Raw genomic sequence first — 17276 nt, forward strand, 5'->3', positions numbered from 1 at the left:
TCAGGCGGGGATGCGGAGAGTCTGGCGCGACAGACGGGCGACCAGGCGTTCGTCGACGTCATGGCCGAGGCCCGGCTGGGTGAGCGGTACGGCGACGACGCCGCCGCTGGCACGGACGGGCGGTGACACGACGGCGGTCTGGGCCGGCGTCTCGCTGACGTCGCTGGGCACGTCGCAGCCGGGGAGCCCGGCCAGGGCGACGGCCGCCGCCTGGCCGATGCCGAAGCCCGCGGCGCCACCGCACCAGGTGTCCCAGCCGGACGCGAGGGCGCGGTCGTGCGCGCCGCGGGCGGCCGTGAGGCCGCCCAGGCGGGCGATCCGCAGGCCGAGCATCCGGCCCGCGCCCATCGCGATCGCCGTGTCGACCGTGTCGAGGTCGGCGGGGTCCAGGCACACGGCGGTGTCGACCACGCGCTGCAGGCGGGCGTGGGCGTCCAGCTCGCCGCCCGCGAACGGTCGCTCGATCGCGATCAGTCCGTACGCGTCGAGCGCCTCGAGCGCGTCCAGGTGCGCGGGCTCCTCCGTGTAGGCCTCGCCCGCGTCGGCCTGGAGGGCCAGCGCGGGGAACGCCTGGCGCACGGCGCGTACGGGCTCGATGTCCCAGCCGGGCCGTACGGCCACCGTGACGCGGGCGTACCCGGCGCTGACGAGGCGGTTCACGCGGGTGAGGAGCACGTCCAGCATCGGCTCCACGTCCAGCCGCGCGCCGGCCACGATCGAGGTGCGGGTACCGCCCAGGGCGTGGGACAACGGCGTGCCCTGCCGGCGGCTCCACAGGTCCCAGCAGGCGATGTCGATGGCGGAGGCGGCCGCGTGGTCGCCGAGCCCGCCAACGCCGACGACCTCCTCCGGCAGCTCCCAGTCGAGGCCGAGCAGCGCCGGGCCGACGCGCCCCTCGATGTCGGCCCAGCAGGCGTCGGAGCCCGCGACCTCGCCCCAGCCGATGGCGCCGTCCTGGTCGCAGACCCGGACGAGGATGCTCTCCGGCCGCCGGCCGTGAGGCATCGTCATGCGGTAGGCCTCGAACCCCTCGATGCGGGGCATGTCACCGTCCTCGTCTCGACACTCCTTCTATGATCCCCCCATCACGGGCATGCCCGGACACGGGCCGACATCCCACTCGCGGCGCGGAAACGCCACGCGTCCGAGAACGGTGACGGCGCATCCGTGCTTCGGCTACCGTCCGTGCCATGGCGACGATCGACGGCACCTGTGACGAGCGTTTCGGCGCCGTGCGCGACGCGCTGGCGGCCGGCCTCGACCGAGGCGCCGAGACCGGCGCCTCGGTCGCCGTGTACCTGGACGGCGAACCGGTCGTCGACATCTGGGGCGGGCACGCGGACGCGTCCGCGACCAGGCCCTGGGAACAGGACACCATCACCAACACCTGGTCGACGACGAAGACCATGACGGCCCTGTGCGCGCTGATCCTCGCCGACCAAGGCCTTCTGGATCTTCATGCTCCCGTCGCCGACTACTGGCCTGAGTTCTCCGCCGCGGGGAAGGAACGCGTCCTGGTGCGCCATGTCCTCGGGCACACCGCCGGGCTGCCGTCCTGGACCGAGCCCATCAGCGTCGCCGACCTGTACGACTGGGAGACGGCCACCGCGGCGCTGGCCCGGCAGGCACCGCTGTGGGAGCCCGGCACGATGTCGGGCTACCACGGGCTGACCCAGGGATACCTGGTCGGCGAAGTGATCCGCCGCATCACCGGCCGGACCATCGGCACGTTCTTCCGCGAGGAGGTCGCGGCACCGCTCGGCGCCGACTTCCACATCGGCCTGGCGGAAGAGCACGACCACCGCGTGGCGCCGGTCATCCCGCACGAGTCGCACCGCGCTGCCGGCAACCCGCCTCTGACCGCGGAGGCGTCCTGGACGGCGGAGTGGCGCCGCGCCGAGATCCCGGCCGCCGGCGGGCACGGTAACGCCCGGTCCGTCGCGCAGGTCCAGTCGGTCCTCGCCGGCGGCGGTGCGGCACGCGGCGTCCGGCTGCTGTCCGAGGCAGGCTGTGAAGCCGTCTTCGAGGAGCAGTTCGACGGCGAGGATCTCGTCCTGGGCGTGCCCATGCGGTTCGGGATGGGTTATGGCCTGCCCTCGCCCACGGTTTCGTTGCCGAATCCACGCAGCTGCTTCTGGGGCGGCTGGGGCGGCTCGGTGGTCGTCGTCGATCTGGACGTCCGGCTGACCGTCGCGTACGTCATGAACCGGATGGCGCAGGGCACGCTCGGTGACGAGCGCGGGGTCGGCATCGTCATGGCGGCCTACGCCGCGCTCGGCGGATAGCTCGATCGCGGCAAGGACACGCCCTGGGGCCGCCGCGGTCACCAGCTGGCGTGCAGCGGCTTGCCCTCCGCGTAGCCCGACGGGCTCTGTACCCCGACGACGGCGAACTCGTGCAGCTCCTGGAGCGTGCGCGCGCCCGCGTACGTGCAGGCGCTGCGCAGGCCCGCGATGATCGAGTCGACCAGGTCCTCCACGCCGGGGGACTGGGGGTCGATGTACATCCGCGACGTCGAGATGCCCTCCTCGAACAGTGCCTTGCGGGCGCGCTCGAACGGGGAGTCGTCGGCGGTGCGGAGCCGGACCGCACGGGCCGAGGCCATGCCGAAGCTCTCCTTGTAGAGCCGGCCGTCGGCGGCGCGCTGGACGTCACCCGGCGACTCGTACGTCCCGGCGAACCAGGAACCGATCATGACGTTGGCGGCCCCGGCGGCGAGGGCCAGCGCCACGTCGCGGGGGTGGCGTACGCCGCCGTCGGCCCAGATGTGCCGGCCGAGCCGGCGCGCCTCGGCGGCGCACTCCAGCACGGCGGAGAACTGCGGGCGGCCGACGCCGGTCATCATCCGCGTCGTGCACATCGCGCCCGGGCCGACGCCGACCTTGACGATGTCGGCGCCCGCCTCGACGAGGTCGCGTACGCCCTCGGCGGTCACGACGTTGCCCGCCACCAGCGGTACGCCGGGGTTCAGGGCCCGCACCCGGCGGAGCGCGCCGAGCATCTTCTCCTGGTGCCCGTGCGCCGTGTCGATGACGAGCAGGTCCGCGCCCGCCTCGAGCAGCGCGCGGGCCTTCTCCTCGATGTCGCCGTTGACGCCGATGGCGACGCCGACGCGCAGCCGGCCGTCCGCGTCGAGGGCGGGCTGGTAGAGCGTGGCGCGCAGCGCGCCCGTCCGGGTCAGCACGCCCACGAGCCGGCCGTCCCCGCCGACCACCGGGGCGAGCCGGTGCCCGCGGGAGTGCAGCGTGTCGAACGCCTTCTGCGGGTCGATGTCGTCCGGGAGCGTGAGGACGTCGCGCGACATGACCTCCCGCAGCTGGGTGTACCGGTCGACGCCCATGCAGTCGGCCTCGGTGACGACACCGGTCGGGCGGTCGTCCTCGACAACGATCACCGCGCCGTGCGCCCGCTTGTGCAGCAGGCCGAGCGCGGCGCCGACCGTGTCGCTCGGGCCGAGTTTGATCGCCGTGTCGACGATCAGGTGGCGCGTCTTCACCCAGCGGACGACGTTGGCGACGACGTCGACGGGGATGTCCTGGGGGATGACCGCGAGACCGCCGCGCCGCGCGATCGTCTCGGCCATGCGCCGTCCGGAGACGGCCGTCATGTTGGCGACGACGATGGGGATCGTGGTACCGCTGCCGTCCGAGGTCGACAGGTCGACGTCGAGGCGGGACCCGACGTCGGAGCGGCGGGGCACCATGAAGACGTCGTTGTAGGTCAGGTCATGAGCCGGTTGCTCACCGTTCAGCAGGCGCACGTTCGTCTACACCGTCCGGAATTCTGGAGTGATCGGCACGAGGAAGGCCGCCTTCCATTGTCGGGGATACCCGGAAGTGCCCGGTTCAATGAGCTGCGCGGAGTTTAGGTGGATTCGACGAGGTGCAGGCTTCGGGCGCACAGGACGGCGCCGGTCTCCGGGGCGGGATCGCCCGGACGCGTCACGACGGCCGAACCGCCCGGATGCGGGACGACGATCGATCCGCCCGGGGCGTCGCGGCGACGGCGGGCGTCGTCGCGCTGAGTCGCGGCGTGCGGGCGTCGCCGCCTCCGCCCCTCGACGTACGGCGGGCGGCCGGGACGAGCAGGACCACGAGAGATCCCCGTCTCATCTGTCAAGTCTGGCGTGTCGGACCGGGTTCCACGACGATCCCGGCAGGAAAGTTTCCTGCCAGGGTCATTGACCTTCCGTGATTTCCCCATGGAACACTTGACGTCTGAGCTGTCCCACCGCACTTTGCGAATCCGGCGCCTCCCCCGGGCCGGTGCCGGGTGCATGGGTCCGCGCCCCCTCGCTGAGAGGCATTCATGCAGTTCAGAGTCTTGCCCTCGATGGTGCCGCCGGATGTTCACCGCTCCGAGGGCGTATCCGCGGTCCGCGCGGACGGGCGGAAAAGGGCGTCCTCAAGCGCTCTTCGCGGGGCTGCATGTGACGAGCGTCGCCAAATACTCGCCGAACTGGTACGCGAGTACTGACGTGGTGATCTCGGACGTTGAGATGCCGCTGCATCGTGTCACGCGCCGATTTCGGCACCGACCTCGCGCCTCACCGACACATTCGTGGTCGTTCGGCGAAGAAACACGAACAACGCTCCGTTTTCGCGGCGAACACGCCACTAATGAAATGATCATGCAAACAGTTGCAGGACCATACATACCGAGGAGGAACCCCGTGCTCGATGCGGTCGACGCCGTGCTCGTACGCGAGCTGCAGCGGGATGGGAGGGCCACTTTCCAGGCGCTCGCCGACCGTGTAGGGCTGTCCCGCACGGCCGTGCGCACGCGCGTACAGCACCTCCTCGATTCGGGGATCGTGCGTGTGGTGGGGATCGTGCACGCGTCGGTGGTCGGGACCGGAGCGATCGGTCACCTGGCGATCGACGTCGACGGCCCGGCGAAGCAGGTCGCCGACGCCGTCGCGCGCAGGGCCGCCGCCTGGTTCGCGGCGCTCGCCGCCGGTGCGCATCCCGTCGTCGCGGAGCTGCGCGTACGCGACGATGCGGCCCTTGTCGAAGAAGTGGACGCGGTCCGCTCGCTGCCCGGAGTGCGCGGCATCGAGGTGTTCCGTGTGACGACCGTCGTCAAGGACGCGCATTCGGTGGTCACCGAGCTGCCCGACGTGTCCCTGGACGAGATCGACTGGCGACTGCTCCGCGAGCTGACTCGTGACGGCCGGACCCCGTACACGAGGCTGGCCGAGGTCGTGGGGCTCTCCCAGGCGGCGACGCGGGCGCGCGCCGTGCGCCTGATGCGCTCCGGGATCATCCACGTGACCGGCATCGTCGACTCGCAGGCCCTCGGCTCCGGCGAGCTCGCCGGGCTTGGCGTGCGGGTGTCCTCCGACATCGCCACGGCCGCGTCCCGGATCGCGGCGCTGCCCGGCGTCAACTATGTGGTGACCGGCTTCGGCCGTCACGACCTGCTCGCCGGGATCGACGCGACCTCCCGCGACGTCCTCCTGAGCACTCTGGAGGCGGTACGGGCGGTTCCCGGGGCGTGGGTCGGAGAGACCTGGCAGCATCTCGACGTCGTCAAGCGGGTGTACGGCGCGGAGCTGCCGTGACCGGGCCGAGAATGGCCGGCCGTCTTTTAGATGATCATCTGACGGCCGGGAGAAAACATCGGCAACCCAGGATGTCCAGGCCAATTCCGGCTATGTCAACGACCAATCCAGCGGGTTGTCATACCGTCGTGGCATGAATCTGCGGCAGCTGCGCTATGTCGTTGCGACCGCCGACCACGGGACGATGACCGCGGCGGCGCAGGCACTCTTCGTGGCGCAGCCCGCGCTGTCGCGGGCGATCCGGGAACTCGAGCGAGAGCTGGGCGTCGAGCTGTTCGCGCGCGCCGGGCGCGGCGTCGCGCTCACCGACACCGGCGAGGAGATCGTGCGGTACGCCCGCGACGCGCTGCGCGCGGTCGACGCCATCACGGCGGTCTCGGCCAGCCCGCCCGGCGGCCGGCCGGGCGCGCGGGCAGGGGAGCTGCGGGTCGCCTCGACCCTCACCCTGGAGCCGGAGCTGACCGCGCGCCTCCTGCCGGCGTTCGCCCGCGACCAGCAGGCCGTACGCGTCCGGGTGCTCCGCTGCGACGGCCGCGACGCGGTCGGCGCGGTCGTCCGCGACGGCCGGGCCGACCTCGCCCTGACCGACCTGCCGGTCCCCGGTGACCTCGCCGCGCATCCGCTCGAACAACGGGAGATCGTGCTGATCTCCCCGCCCGCCCTGAACCTCCGGGAGCCCGTCCCGATGTCCGCGCTCGACGGCATGCGCCTGATCATGCCGTCCCGCGGCGGGCCGCGACGGGCCGAGCTCGACGCGCTGCTGGCCCGCCTCGGCGTCCGCCCGGTCCCCGCGGTCGAGTCCGACGACCGCGCGTCGTGGCTCCCCTCGGTCCGCGCGGGCCGTGGCTCCCTCCTCTGGTACCGCAACCAGGTGGAGGCCGCCGAGGGGGTCGTCGTGCGGTCGCTCATGCCGCCGATCACCGCGACGATCGGCCTGGTCCACGCCCGCCGCCCGCTCACCCCCGTCGCCCGCGACTTCCTGGCCTTCGCCAAGTCCCACTGAGGGCGACGTATTCGCACAAAAACGCGCAGACCTTGACATGGGTCACACAGGACACGACACTCACGTCAGCCACGACAACGTTGTCATCGGTCTTTTCACCCCAGACCACCTGCGGCCCTGGAGGGTTGCATGCCCCGCCCCTCACGCCTTCTCGGCGCGACACCCGTGGCCATCGCCACGGGGACCATCCTCATCCTCAGCACCGGAAGCGCGGCCCAAGCGGTCCGCGGTCCCGGCCGTTCCCCCGCCGCCTCTCCCACGACGTCCCCTTCTCAGCCCACCCCCCGGTCGTACGGTCCCGCCGACGCACTGCACGTCACGGTCGCCGGCGACGGGTCGAGCGGATACCACGCCGAGATCCACGACGGCGCCCGGCTCATCACGACCCGCGGGATGACCGGCAAGTACGACCTGACCGCCGTGCCCGGCACCAGCCTCAACCAGCCGACCGGCGACGACCTGCTCGGCCACCCGGCCGGCGACCTCGACTGGAGCGGCCCCGGCTCCGGGGGCGGCGCCGTCACGAAGGCCGCCGCGCCGGACGGTGAATCGGCCGTCCACTGGACGCTCCCGGGAGCGGAGAACAACACCTGGATCGAGGTGCCGATCGCCGACGCCAAGGTCGGCACCACCTACCGGGGCACGGTGACCCTGCAGGGCACCGGCACCGTCTACCTCAACATCTACGACGGCACCCGCGACGTCGGGGGAACGCCGGTGACGCTGACGCCGCAGCCGCAGACGCTCACCCTGGACGTGCCGATCCCCGAGCACTCGCGGACGCCGCAGTTCCAGATCCGCACCTCCGCCGCCGGGGACGTCGACCTGCTCGCCTGGAAGACCTCGGTACGCGCGGTGACCCGGCAGCCCGTCACCGACGCCAATCGCCTCGCCAACCGGTACACCGCGGTGAGCTACGACCCGGCGACCGCGACGCTGACCCTCTCCGGCGCCACGGACGCGATCGGCTCGACCACCGTGACCCGGTCGGAGACCTACCGGTTCGTCGCCCCCAACGTGATCGACGCGCAGGTCCGCACCGCGACGAGCGGCGGTCCGGTCGTCTACTGGTACACCCCGTACACCGACTTCAAGATCGGTCGGCCATTGTGGACCGGCGGGGAGACGACCTCGTACGAGAGCCCGAACCCGTCCAACGCGCTGCTGGACTCGCCGGTGCCCGCCCTGGGCGTGTCCGACGGGACGTACACCTACGGCGTCGCAGGCGCCGCGACGTGGGACGAGCCGCTACCCGGCTACTCCGCCCCGCACCTGGTCATCGACGGCTCCCGGCTGGCCGCCCCGCAGATCGGCACGGAGGCCGACCCGATCGTGCTCGGCGACGGGCAGGCTCGGTCGTTCCACAGCGTGTTCTACCGGTCGGCCGCCGGGCCGTACGGCCTCGCGCTCGGCGCCCAGCTCGCGACCGCCGAGACGCTCGGGCTGAGCACCCCGGACCGGTCCATGCCCGCCTGGGGGAAGGCGTCCTCCGCCGCGACGCTGCGCCGCGCCGCCGCCGACGAGTTCGCCGCCATCGCGAAGATCACCGCCTACTGGGCGCGGATGACGACCGCGAGCGGCGTCAAGGCACTGGCGCCGAACCAGAAGTACGCCCACTTCGGTGCGACGACGTACATGCGGGACAGTTTCTGGACGACGCTCGGCCTGGACGGCACCCCGTACGCGAAGGACACCGAGAAGGAACTGCTCGCGCAGTTCACCCGGGCGATCCCGCGATCGGGCGGCGAGTCCGGGCACGTGCCCGTGACCGGCGGCGGGCCGTTCTTCGGCGACGAGAGCGGCCTGTACTACCTGATCCGGATGTACCACGACGCGACGACGTGGGGCCTGCCGGTCAAGGACACCGCCACGGCGAACCTCGTGCTGGCCTACATCCGGGCCCACCAGGTGAGCGGCGGGGCGTTCGTGACCGCCGCGCCGGTCGACAACGCCGGTTTCCAGATCACCCCGGACTCCTGGCTGGACGGGTACCTGTTCCCGACGGGCGCGGTCAACGCGTACAACCAGGGGCTGTACGTGGTGGCGCTCCGCGCCGCCAAGAGCCTCGGCGCGGACGTCAGCGACGCGGAGATCGACGCGGCGACGGGCGTCTACCGCAGGCTCTACGACGACCACCTGGGCTACGTACGGTGGCTGTCGACCAAGGACTTCAAGTCCCCGGACGTCCTCGTCGGGGACGCCCTGTCGCTCTACCTGTTCGGCAGGCCGCTGCTGACCGACACGATGGTGCGGCGCACGTTCGCCGCGCAGGAGCGCACGCCGTACGGGATGAAGGTCCTCGCCAAGGAGGACGGCTCGGCCGTCCCGCCGAGCGAGTTCCTGACGCTGACCAACGACCCGAAGACCGGCAAGGTGATCGGGCTCGGCGAGCCGGTCGGCTGGTACCAGAACGGCGCGAGCTGGCTGCTGTGGGAGTACCTCGCGGAGTACTCGGCGGCGCGGCACGGCGTGTCCGCCGCGCGGGGCGCGATGCGCGACTCGATCGCGGCGGAGGTCGCCGTCACCCCGCTCTCCAAGGAGTTCAAGGTCACGCAGCAGAACCCCGACATCGCGGGCGCGGATCCCGCCTGGCCCTACCCCCTCGGCTCCAGCGGTCTCGACCGCCAGGGCTTCGGCTGGAACGCCGCCGTCGCGGCCTTCTCGAGGTGATGATCATGTTGAAACACCGGAGCGGTGTCCTCCTCGCCCTGCTGGCGCTCTTCGTCTCCGTCATCTCCGCCGTGGCGCCGGCGGCGTCGGCGCGGGCCGCCGGCACGACCGTCACCGTCGACGGGACGAAAGGCGGCCGGACGTTCGACGGGATCGGCGCGATCAGCGGCGGCGGCGGCAACTCGCGGCTCCTGACGGACTACCCCGAGCCGCAGCGGAGCCGGATCCTCGACTACCTGTTCAAGCCCGGCTACGGCGCCTCCCTGCAGATCCTGAAGGTCGAGATCGGCGGGGACATGAACTCCACGGACGGCGCCGAGCCCAGCCACATGCATTCGCCCGACGACCTGAACTGCGACCGCGGCTACGAGTGGTGGCTGATGGAGCAGGCCAAGAAGCGCAACCCGGACATCAAGCTGGCAGCCCTGTCCTGGGGCGCGCCCGGCTGGATCGGCAAGGGCAGCTTCTGGACTCAGGACATGGTCGACTACCTGATGAAGTGGCTCGGCTGCGCGAAGACCCACCGCCTGCCGATCGACTACCTCGGCGGCTGGAACGAGAACGGCTTCGACAAGGCCTGGTACGAGAACCTGCACACGGCCCTGCGGGCGAACGGATACGCGACGAAGGTCGTGGCCGCCGACTCCGGCTGGGACGTCGCCGACGCGATCACCGCGGACCCGAAGTTCGCCGCCGCCGTGGATATCGTCGGCGCCCACTACCCGTGTGAGGGCGGCGACGGCGGCAGCGCGAACACCTGCGACACCCCCGACGCCGCCAAGAACGTCGGCAAGCCGATCTGGGCCAGCGAGAACGGCTCGCAGGACTACGACAACGGCGCGCCGGCGATGGCGCGGGCGATCAACCTCGGCTACGTCGACGGCCGGATGACCTCGTTCATCAACTGGCCGCTCGTCGCGGCGCTGCCGCCCGGCCTGCCGTTCCAGACCACCGCGCTGACCGTGGACGACCAGCCGTGGTCGGGCCGCTTCGCGATCGGCAAGCAGGCCTGGGTGACCGCCCACACCACCCAGTTCACCCGGCCCGGCTGGACGTACGTCGACAGCGCGAGCGGCCTGCTGGGCGGCGACCGCGCCAACGGCAGCTACGTGACGCTGAAGTCGCCGAAGGGACGCGACTACAGCACCGTGATCGAGACGACCCGCGCCACCGCCGACCAGACCGTCAGCTTCAGCGTCACGGGTGGGCTGTCGACCGGGGCGGTGCACGTCTGGTCCACCGACCTCGCGTCGAAGAACCCGGCGGACGACCTCGCGCACGTCGCCGACGTCACCCCGGCCGGCGGGACGTACACGGTGACGCTGAAGCCGGGACGCGTCTACACGCTGACCACCACGACCGGTGCGGGGAAGGGCACCGCGACGTCGGGGCCGTCGGCGGCGTTCGGGCTGCCGTACTCCGACACGTTCGACCACTCGCGGACGGGAGCGATTCCCGGCTACCTCGCCCCGCAGCACGGCTCGTTCGAGATCGTCCCCTGCGGCGCCGGGCGGTCCGGCAAGTGCGCCCGCCAGATGTCAGCGGTCAAGCCGATCGTCTGGCACGACAACGCGGCGACACCGTACAGCTTGATCGGCGACGGCACGTGGACGAACTACACGGTCAGCGCCGACGTCATGCTCGAGCAGACCGGCTCCGTGGAGCTGCTGGGCCGGTACGGCGGGCGCGACTACTGGGAGGTCGGCCACATCGACGCCTACTACCTGCGGGTCACCGACGCGGGTGACTGGTCGATCGTGCGCGGCGACACCGGCGGCGGTCTGACGACCCTCGCCTCCGGAAAGGTCGCGGCGCTCGGGCCGGTCAGCTGGCACCGCCTGGCGCTCACCTTCCAGGGCGACGCGATCACGGCGGCGATCGACGGGAGGCAGGTCGGCACCGCGCACGACTCCACCTATGCCGCCGGACCGGCCGGCCTGGCGGTCGGCGTCGGCGACGGCGGGAACGTCGGCGGCAACCTCATCACCGACCCGACCGGCGACCTGGACTGGAACGGCCCGTACTCCCTCGACGGCGACGTGAGCGGCACGGTCGAGAAGGCGACCACGCCGGACGGCAAGAGCGCCGTCCACTGGAAGATGGACGACGCCAAGCAGAACACCTGGATCCAGTACACGCCGAGCGGGCTCGCCCAGGGCACCTCCTACAAGGCGAGCCTGACCCTGCGCGGCAAGGGCAATGTCTACCTCAACTTCTACAACGGCCAGAGCGACGTGGGCGGCCAGGCCGTCCAGCTGAGCGACACGCCGCAGACGGTGGAGGTCAAGACGACGGTCCCCGGCGGGGACATCCGGCCGCTGCAGTTCCAGGTGCGCACGGCCGGTGACGGACCGGTCGACCTGCTGGCCTCCGACGCGGCCATCTACAAGCAGATCCCGGGCGCGGGCTGGCTGAACGCCCAGTTCGACGACCTGAAGGTCACGCCGGGACAGAACGCCACCGCCGGCACGGCCTACAAGCTGGTGAACGCGGGCAGCGGCAAGGCCCTGTCCGTCGCCGCCGACGGTACGAAGATCGTGCAGGCGGCCGACACCGGAGCCGCCGCCCAGCAGTGGCGGCTGGAGGGTCACGGCACCGGATACCTGGAGATCGTCGGAGCCGGTGGCAAGGTCCTGGCCGCGCCGTCCGGGGCGGCCGGCGCCCAGCTGGAACAGCGTGCCGACACCCGCGCAGGTAGCGAGCAGTGGCGGTTCGTCCCGACCGGCGACGGCCACTACACGATCACGAACCGGGACAGCGGCAAGACCGCCGACGTCCGGTCCAAGGACGACGGCGCCGCGGTCGTGCAGAACCCCGGATCGGGCGCGGCGAGCCAGCGCTGGGAGCTGGTGCCCGTGCCCACGGCCGGCGCGACGTACAGGCTGCAGAACGTCGGCAGCGGCCTGGTGATGGACGTCGCCGGCCAGTCGCGCGACGACGGCGGCAAGGTCGTGCAGTGGACCGACAACGGCGGATCCAACCAGCAGTGGCGGCTCAAGCAGGCCGGGTCCCGCTACGTCCTCGTCAACGTCAACAGCGGCAAGGTGCTCGACGTCCCCGGGGCGTCCACCGAGCCGGCGACCGACCTGGACCAGTGGACCGACAACGGCGCCTCGAACCAGCAGTGGCAGCTCACCCCGGCCCCGGGCGGCGCGTACACGCTGACCAACGGCCACAGCGGGCTCGCCGTGGACATCTGGCAGCAGCGCAGGGATCCGGGCGCGGGCGTCCAGCAGAACACCCCGAGCGGCGCGCCCAGTCAGGAATGGCGGCTGATCCCGGTGTCCTGACCAACGCGACGGGGCCGTGCCGCCTTCCGGGCACGGCCCCGTACGTGTTCTTGAGCCGGGTACGAGAAGCGGGGGCCGTACACCCCTAGGCCGGTTCCCGGGCGGTGCCCGGGTCCAGCGTCGGAGCGCCGACGGGGCAGTTGAACGGGCACTCCGGGCGGACGGTGCACTGTTCGGGACTGAGGGCGTCGTCGCGGACGGTGAGGAACGTCAGCACCGCGCCGACGGCCAGCAGGGCCGCCGCGAACAGCATGGCGGAGTGGAAGCCGTCGTCGAAGACGTGCGGGTTCGCGTAGGCGTTCCCGGTGAGGCCGACGGCGGGCGGGACGCCCGCGACCGCGAGGAGACTCGCGGCGCGGGCGACCGCGTTGTTGACGCCGCTCGCGACGCCCGCGTGCCGGACGTCGGCGGTGGCCAGCACGGTCGCGGTGAGCGGTGCCACGGTCGCCGACAGGCCCAGCCCGAAGATCACGGCGGCGGGCAGCACGTCCCGGACGTACGACGCGTGCGGGCCGATGCGCAGGGTCAGCAGCATCCCGGCGGTGGCCAGGACCAGCCCGACGGTCATGGGAAGACGCGGGCCGACGCGCTGGGCCAGGGCGCCCGCCCGGGAGGACAGGAGCAGCATCAGCACGGTCACGGGGAGCAGGGCCGTGCCCGCGAGGATGGGGGAGTAGCCGGCCACGACCTGCAGTTCGACGACGAGTAGGAAGAACTGAACGCCCATTCCGCCGTACACGAGGAACGTCACCACGTTGACGGCGGTGAACTGGCCGGACCGGAAGATCCCGACCGGCATCATGGCGCTCGGGCCGTGCCCGTTGGACCTGCGCCGCTCGACCATGACGAACGCCGCGCCCGCCGCGACGCCGATCACGGCCGTGACGACGACGACCGCCGTCGACGTGCCCTTCTCGGGAGCCTCGGTCAGGGCGTACGTCACGCAGGCCAGCGCGAGGGCGGCGAGCGCCGCGCCCAGAATGTCGAAGCCCCGTTGCTCGCTCTCGTCGCGGCTCTCCGGGACGTGCCGGGCGGCGACGAGGACGACGACGGCGGCGAGCGGGAGGTTCAGCAGGAACGCCCAGCGCCACCCGGCCGCCGCGATGATCCAGCCGCCGAGGAACGGCCCGATCGCGCCCGCGACGCCGCCGAGCCCGGACCAGGCGCCGACGGCACGCGGCCGGTCGTCCGGCGCGAACGACGCCTGGATGATGGCCAGCGACCCGGGCGTCAGCAGCGCGCCGCCCACGCCCTGCAGGGCACGGGCGAGCACCAGAATCCCGATGTTCGGGGCGAGCCCGCACAGGGCGGACGCGACCGCGAACCACACGACGCCGATCGCGAACACCTTCCGGCGGCCGAACCGGTCGCCCAGCGAGCCGCCGAGCAGGATCAGGCCGGCCAGCGTGAGGGTGTAGGCGTTGATGGTCCACTGCAGGCCGGCCACGGAGGCCTGGAAGTCCTTGCCGATGCGCGGCAGCGCCACGTTGACGATCGTGGCGTCGAGCATCGCCAGGCTGGAGCCGAGGACGGTGGCGGCCAGCACCCAGCGCCCACGGGCCTCGGACAGTCGCAGGTTCAAACGATCACTTCATCGGTGTAGCACCAGCGCCAGTCCTCACCCGGCTCGAAGGACCGCACGATCGGGTGAGAGGTCTCATGGTGGTGCGCCGTCGCGTGCTTGGCAGGGGAGGAGTCGCAACAGCCGACGTGCCCGCAGGTCAGGCACAGCCGCAGGTGGACCCACCGGCCGCCCACACGCAGGCAGTCCTCACACCCTTCCGGAGTGCGCGCCTCGGGCGCGGGCTCCGGCAGCGTCGAAACGTGATCACAGGTGGTCGTCGTCATAAAAGGCATACTCGCACGCGACGGGCATGCCGCGCTGAAGGGCCTGGCTCGAAGCCCCGCTGACCCACTGCGCGCTCGTTACGGACGAGGACTTCGAGACAGGCCCTACCAGTGGTCGAAGCTCAGCGGTTCGTCCTCCGGCCGGTCCGAGCGCGACAGCAGCGCCAGGTCGGACTCCACCATCATCGCGACCAGTTCCTCGAACGACACGGTGGGCTCCCAGCCGAGCTGGTCCCGGGCCTTCTTCGGGTCCCCGCACAGCAGGTCGACCTCGGCGGGGCGGGTGAGCCCCGGGTCGGCGATCACATGGTCCCGCCAGTCCAGACCGGCGGTGCTGAAGGCGAGCTCGACGAGGTCGCGCACCGACTGGGTGCGGCCGGTGCCGATGACGTAGTCCTCCGGGGTCTCCTGCGCGAGCATCAGCCGCATCGCCCGGACGTAGTCGCCGGCGAAGCCCCAGTCGCGCCGCGCCTCGAGGTTCCCGAGCCGGAGCTCCGTCGCCAGGCCGAGCTTGATGCGCGCCACGCCGAGGGAGATCTTGCGGGTGACGAACTCCGCTCCCCGGCGCGGCGACTCGTGGTTGAACAGGATGCCGCTGACGGCGAACATCCCGTACGACTCCCGGTAGTTCTGGGTGATGAAGTGCCCGTAGGTCTTGGCGACGCCGTACGGGCTGCGCGGGTGGAAGGGCGTCCGCTCGTTCTGCGGCGTCTCGCGCACCTGGCCGAACATCTCCGACGACGACGCCTGGTAGAAGCGGATCTGGCCGCCGTCCGGCGTGCGGGAGCCGCTGATGCCGCTGACCACCCGGATCGCCTCGAGCATCCGCAGGACGCCCATCCCGGTGACCTCGGCGGTGATCTCCGCCTGCTGCCAGGACATGGGCACGAAGGAGATGGCACCGAGGTTGTACACCTCGTCGGGCCGCACCTTCTCCACGGCGGAGATGAGGCTGCCCTGGTCCAGGAGGTCGCCGTAGACCAGCCCCACGTCGCCGATGTGCTTGCGCAGCCTCGACACGTGCGGGTTCGCCTGGCCGCGGACCAGGCCCCACACCTCGTATCCCCGCTCGAGCAGATGCTCGGCGAGGTACGAGCCGTCCTGCCCGGTGATCCCGGTGATGAGCGCTCGCGTGGTCAGCGGAACCTCCATGCTCACGGGGCTTTGCCCGTTTCGTGTGACCCCAGAGGTTAGCCGCCCCCGCCGCGCGATGGCGATAGCGGCCCACGGTGACCCGAATCAGATTCGTTTGGCTCTGCGGGGTCCGTGCCCAGAGCCCGGCCGGGGGCGCCGAATAGGATGTCGTGGTGCGTGATGGGGGAGGCGGGCGTCTCCGGGGGGTGGAGACGCCGGAGGCGGCGAAGGATCCCGCCGACGCGAGCCCGGGCCGGGGCCCCGCCCGGTTGCGGCTCGGCGGACGGGCCCTCGACGACTTCGCGGTCATGGCCGTGGTCAACCGGACCCCCGACTCGTTCTTCGACAAGGGCGCGACCTATGCCTTCGACGCGGCGCTCGCGGCCGTCGACGCGGCGGTGGAGGCCGGCGCCGACATCGTCGACATCGGCGGCGTCAAGGCCGGGCCGGGCGAGGACGTCGGGGTCGCCGAGGAGCTCCGGCGGGTCGTCGACCTGGTCGCGGCGGTGCGCGAACGCCACCCCGGCGTGGTCGTCAGCGTCGACACCTGGCGCGCGGAGGTCGGCGAGGCGGTCGCGGCGGCCGGAGCCGACCTGCTCAACGACACGTGGGGCGGGCCTGACCCGCGGCTGGCCGAGGTGGCGGCGGCGTACGACATCGGCCTGGTCTGCGCGCACGCCGGCGGTCTGCGCCCGCGGACCCGTCCGCACCGGGTGGCCTACGACGACGTGGTGGCCGACGTCGTCCGGCACGTGACCGCCGAGGCGGAGCGCGCCGTGTCGCTGGGGGTGCGCCGCGACGCGATCCTCATCGATCCGGCGCACGACTTCGGCAAGAACACCCGTCAGTCGCTGGAGATCACGCGTCGCCTCGGCGAGCTGACCCGCACCGGGTGGCCGGTCCTCGTGGCCGTGTCGAACAAGGACTTCATCGGGGAGACGCTCGGCCGGCCGGTGGACAAGCGCGGCGTGGGGACGATGGCGGTGCTGGGGGTCTCGGCCTGGCTCGGCGCCCGGGTCTTCCGGGTCCACGACGCCGCCGGGGCCCGGCGGGCGCTGGACGCGGTCGCCGCCCTGCGGAGCGGCCCCGCCACGGACCCGGGCGGCCCGGATCGGACGCGTCCCGGCGTCGCCGAGCCGGGTGGCCCGGCCTCCGTCGGGCCCGCGGGTCAGCCCGTCGCCGACTCGCGCTGACGGGCGCGGTAGGCGGCGACGTGCATGCGGTTGCCGCACGTGCGGCTGTCGCAGTACCGCCGGCACCGGTTGCGGGACAGGTCGACGAGCACCCGGGAGCAGTCGGGGGCCTCGCAGACGCGCAGCCGGTCGAGCTCGTCGGCGGCGAGGACGTAGGCGATGGCGATGCCGCCCTCGGCCGCGAGGTGCTCGGCCAGCCGCGCGCCCGGCGCGAAGAAGTGGACGTGCCAGTCGTACCCGTCGTGGTCGGTCAGGTGCGGTGAGGTGCGCGCCTCCGCGATGATCGCGTTGATCCGGCGCACGGCCGTCTCCTTGTCCTCGGCCGTGCGGAAGACCTCGTGGAAGCGGTCGCGAAGGCCGCGGGTGGCGGTGAGGTCGCCGGCGTCGAGGTCGTGCGCGTCGCTCAGCAGGTTGCGGTCGACGAACTCCTGCAGGGCGGCCAGGTCGGGAAGGTGTTCGGTCGCGGTGGCCGGCGGCCCGGTGTTGACCAGATCGACCACGATCTGGAGTGCGTGCTCGGTGTCATGGCTGAAAAGCACTTCGACTCCCGTCCGGCGGACACGGTCGTAAAGTAA

Annotated in this window: 13 protein-coding genes; 6 read left to right on the forward strand and 7 right to left on the reverse strand. The window is 72.0% G+C overall.

The annotated features are described in order from the left end of the window. Positions 1–1044, reverse strand: a complete 1044-nt coding sequence (locus tag ABEA24_RS50680) for an enolase C-terminal domain-like protein (protein WP_345443364.1) — start codon at positions 1042–1044, stop codon at positions 1–3. Positions 1045–1190: 146 nt separating this feature from the next. Here ABEA24_RS50680 and ABEA24_RS50685 point away from each other — a divergent pair, with 146 nt between their 5' ends. Beyond that, positions 1191–2285, forward strand: a complete 1095-nt coding sequence (locus ABEA24_RS50685) for a serine hydrolase domain-containing protein (protein ID WP_345443367.1) — start codon at positions 1191–1193, stop codon at positions 2283–2285. Positions 2286–2323: 38 nt separating this feature from the next. Here ABEA24_RS50685 and ABEA24_RS50690 read toward each other — a convergent pair whose 3' ends face one another. Together ABEA24_RS50690 and ABEA24_RS50695 are read right to left on the reverse strand one after the other, a co-directional pair. After that, on the reverse strand, positions 2324–3760 hold the full coding sequence (locus ABEA24_RS50690) for a GuaB1 family IMP dehydrogenase-related protein (RefSeq protein WP_345443370.1): 1437 nt from the start codon (positions 3758–3760) through the stop codon (positions 2324–2326). A gap of 181 nt (positions 3761–3941) precedes the next feature. Continuing rightward, on the reverse strand, positions 3942–4112 hold the full coding sequence (locus ABEA24_RS50695) for a hypothetical protein (RefSeq protein ID WP_345443374.1): 171 nt from the start codon (positions 4110–4112) through the stop codon (positions 3942–3944). A 560-nt stretch (positions 4113–4672) separates the two neighbouring features. Between ABEA24_RS50695 and ABEA24_RS50700 the strand changes: the two genes are divergently transcribed. The 4 genes from ABEA24_RS50700 (at position 4673) to ABEA24_RS50715 (ending at position 12526) form a co-directional block, all read left to right on the forward strand. Next, positions 4673–5563, forward strand: a complete 891-nt coding sequence (locus tag ABEA24_RS50700) for an Lrp/AsnC family transcriptional regulator (RefSeq protein ID WP_345443377.1) — start codon at positions 4673–4675, stop codon at positions 5561–5563. 133 nt (positions 5564–5696) lie between these two features. Then, complete coding sequence (locus ABEA24_RS50705) at positions 5697–6566, forward strand: LysR family transcriptional regulator (protein ID WP_345443380.1); 870 nt, start codon at positions 5697–5699, stop codon at positions 6564–6566. 129 nt (positions 6567–6695) lie between these two features. Continuing rightward, positions 6696–9236, forward strand: coding sequence for a hypothetical protein (locus tag ABEA24_RS50710; RefSeq protein ID WP_345443383.1), 2541 nt, complete (start codon positions 6696–6698; stop codon positions 9234–9236). A gap of 5 nt (positions 9237–9241) precedes the next feature. Continuing rightward, positions 9242–12526 carry an RICIN domain-containing protein gene (locus ABEA24_RS50715; protein WP_345443386.1) on the forward strand — a complete coding sequence of 1095 codons (3285 nt, stop codon included), beginning with the start codon at positions 9242–9244 and terminating at the stop codon, positions 12524–12526. Positions 12527–12611: 85 nt separating this feature from the next. Here the strand turns inward: ABEA24_RS50715 and ABEA24_RS50720 are convergent, their stop codons facing one another. From ABEA24_RS50720 to gmd, 3 genes are all read right to left on the reverse strand, one after another. Next, entirely contained in the window at positions 12612–14108 is a 1497-nt protein-coding gene (locus tag ABEA24_RS50720) for an MFS transporter (protein ID WP_345443389.1), read from the reverse strand. Beyond that, a complete protein-coding gene (locus ABEA24_RS50725; protein WP_345443392.1) occupies positions 14105–14374 on the reverse strand; it encodes a UBP-type zinc finger domain-containing protein in 270 nt (89 codons plus the stop codon). Before ABEA24_RS50725 ends, ABEA24_RS50720 begins: the two co-directional genes overlap by 4 nt. Before the next feature lie 105 nt (positions 14375–14479). Then, positions 14480–15514, reverse strand: a complete 1035-nt coding sequence (gene gmd / locus ABEA24_RS50730) for a GDP-mannose 4,6-dehydratase (RefSeq protein WP_345443494.1) — start codon at positions 15512–15514, stop codon at positions 14480–14482. Positions 15515–15816: 302 nt separating this feature from the next. Here gmd and folP point away from each other — a divergent pair, with 302 nt between their 5' ends. Beyond that, complete coding sequence (gene folP / locus ABEA24_RS50735; protein WP_345443498.1) at positions 15817–16701, forward strand: dihydropteroate synthase; 885 nt, start codon at positions 15817–15819, stop codon at positions 16699–16701. On the opposite strand, the gene ABEA24_RS50740 is transcribed toward folP, so the two are convergent. After that, a complete protein-coding gene (locus tag ABEA24_RS50740; protein ID WP_345443395.1) occupies positions 16677–17240 on the reverse strand; it encodes a CGNR zinc finger domain-containing protein in 564 nt (187 codons plus the stop codon). The genes folP and ABEA24_RS50740 overlap by 25 nt on opposite strands. Positions 17241–17276 lie beyond the last annotated feature (36 nt).

This window comes from Actinoallomurus vinaceus (assembly GCF_039542055.1).
Classification (GTDB): Bacteria; Actinomycetota; Actinomycetes; order Streptosporangiales; family Streptosporangiaceae; genus Actinoallomurus; species Actinoallomurus vinaceus.

What these genes read in the sequence shown, in the direction of transcription:
- folP (WP_345443498.1), top strand. Translation starts at nt 15,817, where the DNA reads ATGGCCGTGGTCAACCGGACCCCCGACTCGTTCTTCGACAAGGGCGCG.
- ABEA24_RS50685 (WP_345443367.1), top strand. Translation starts at nt 1,191, where the DNA reads ATGGCGACGATCGACGGCACCTGTGACGAGCGTTTCGGCGCCGTGCGC.
- ABEA24_RS50680 (WP_345443364.1), bottom strand. Translation starts at nt 1,044, where the DNA reads ATGCCCCGCATCGAGGGGTTCGAGGCCTACCGCATGACGATGCCTCAC.
- ABEA24_RS50695 (WP_345443374.1), bottom strand. Translation starts at nt 4,112, where the DNA reads ATGAGACGGGGATCTCTCGTGGTCCTGCTCGTCCCGGCCGCCCGCCGT.
- ABEA24_RS50725 (WP_345443392.1), bottom strand. Translation starts at nt 14,374, where the DNA reads ATGACGACGACCACCTGTGATCACGTTTCGACGCTGCCGGAGCCCGCG.
- ABEA24_RS50710 (WP_345443383.1), top strand. Translation starts at nt 6,696, where the DNA reads ATGCCCCGCCCCTCACGCCTTCTCGGCGCGACACCCGTGGCCATCGCC.
- ABEA24_RS50705 (WP_345443380.1), top strand. Translation starts at nt 5,697, where the DNA reads ATGAATCTGCGGCAGCTGCGCTATGTCGTTGCGACCGCCGACCACGGG.
- ABEA24_RS50715 (WP_345443386.1), top strand. Translation starts at nt 9,242, where the DNA reads ATGTTGAAACACCGGAGCGGTGTCCTCCTCGCCCTGCTGGCGCTCTTC.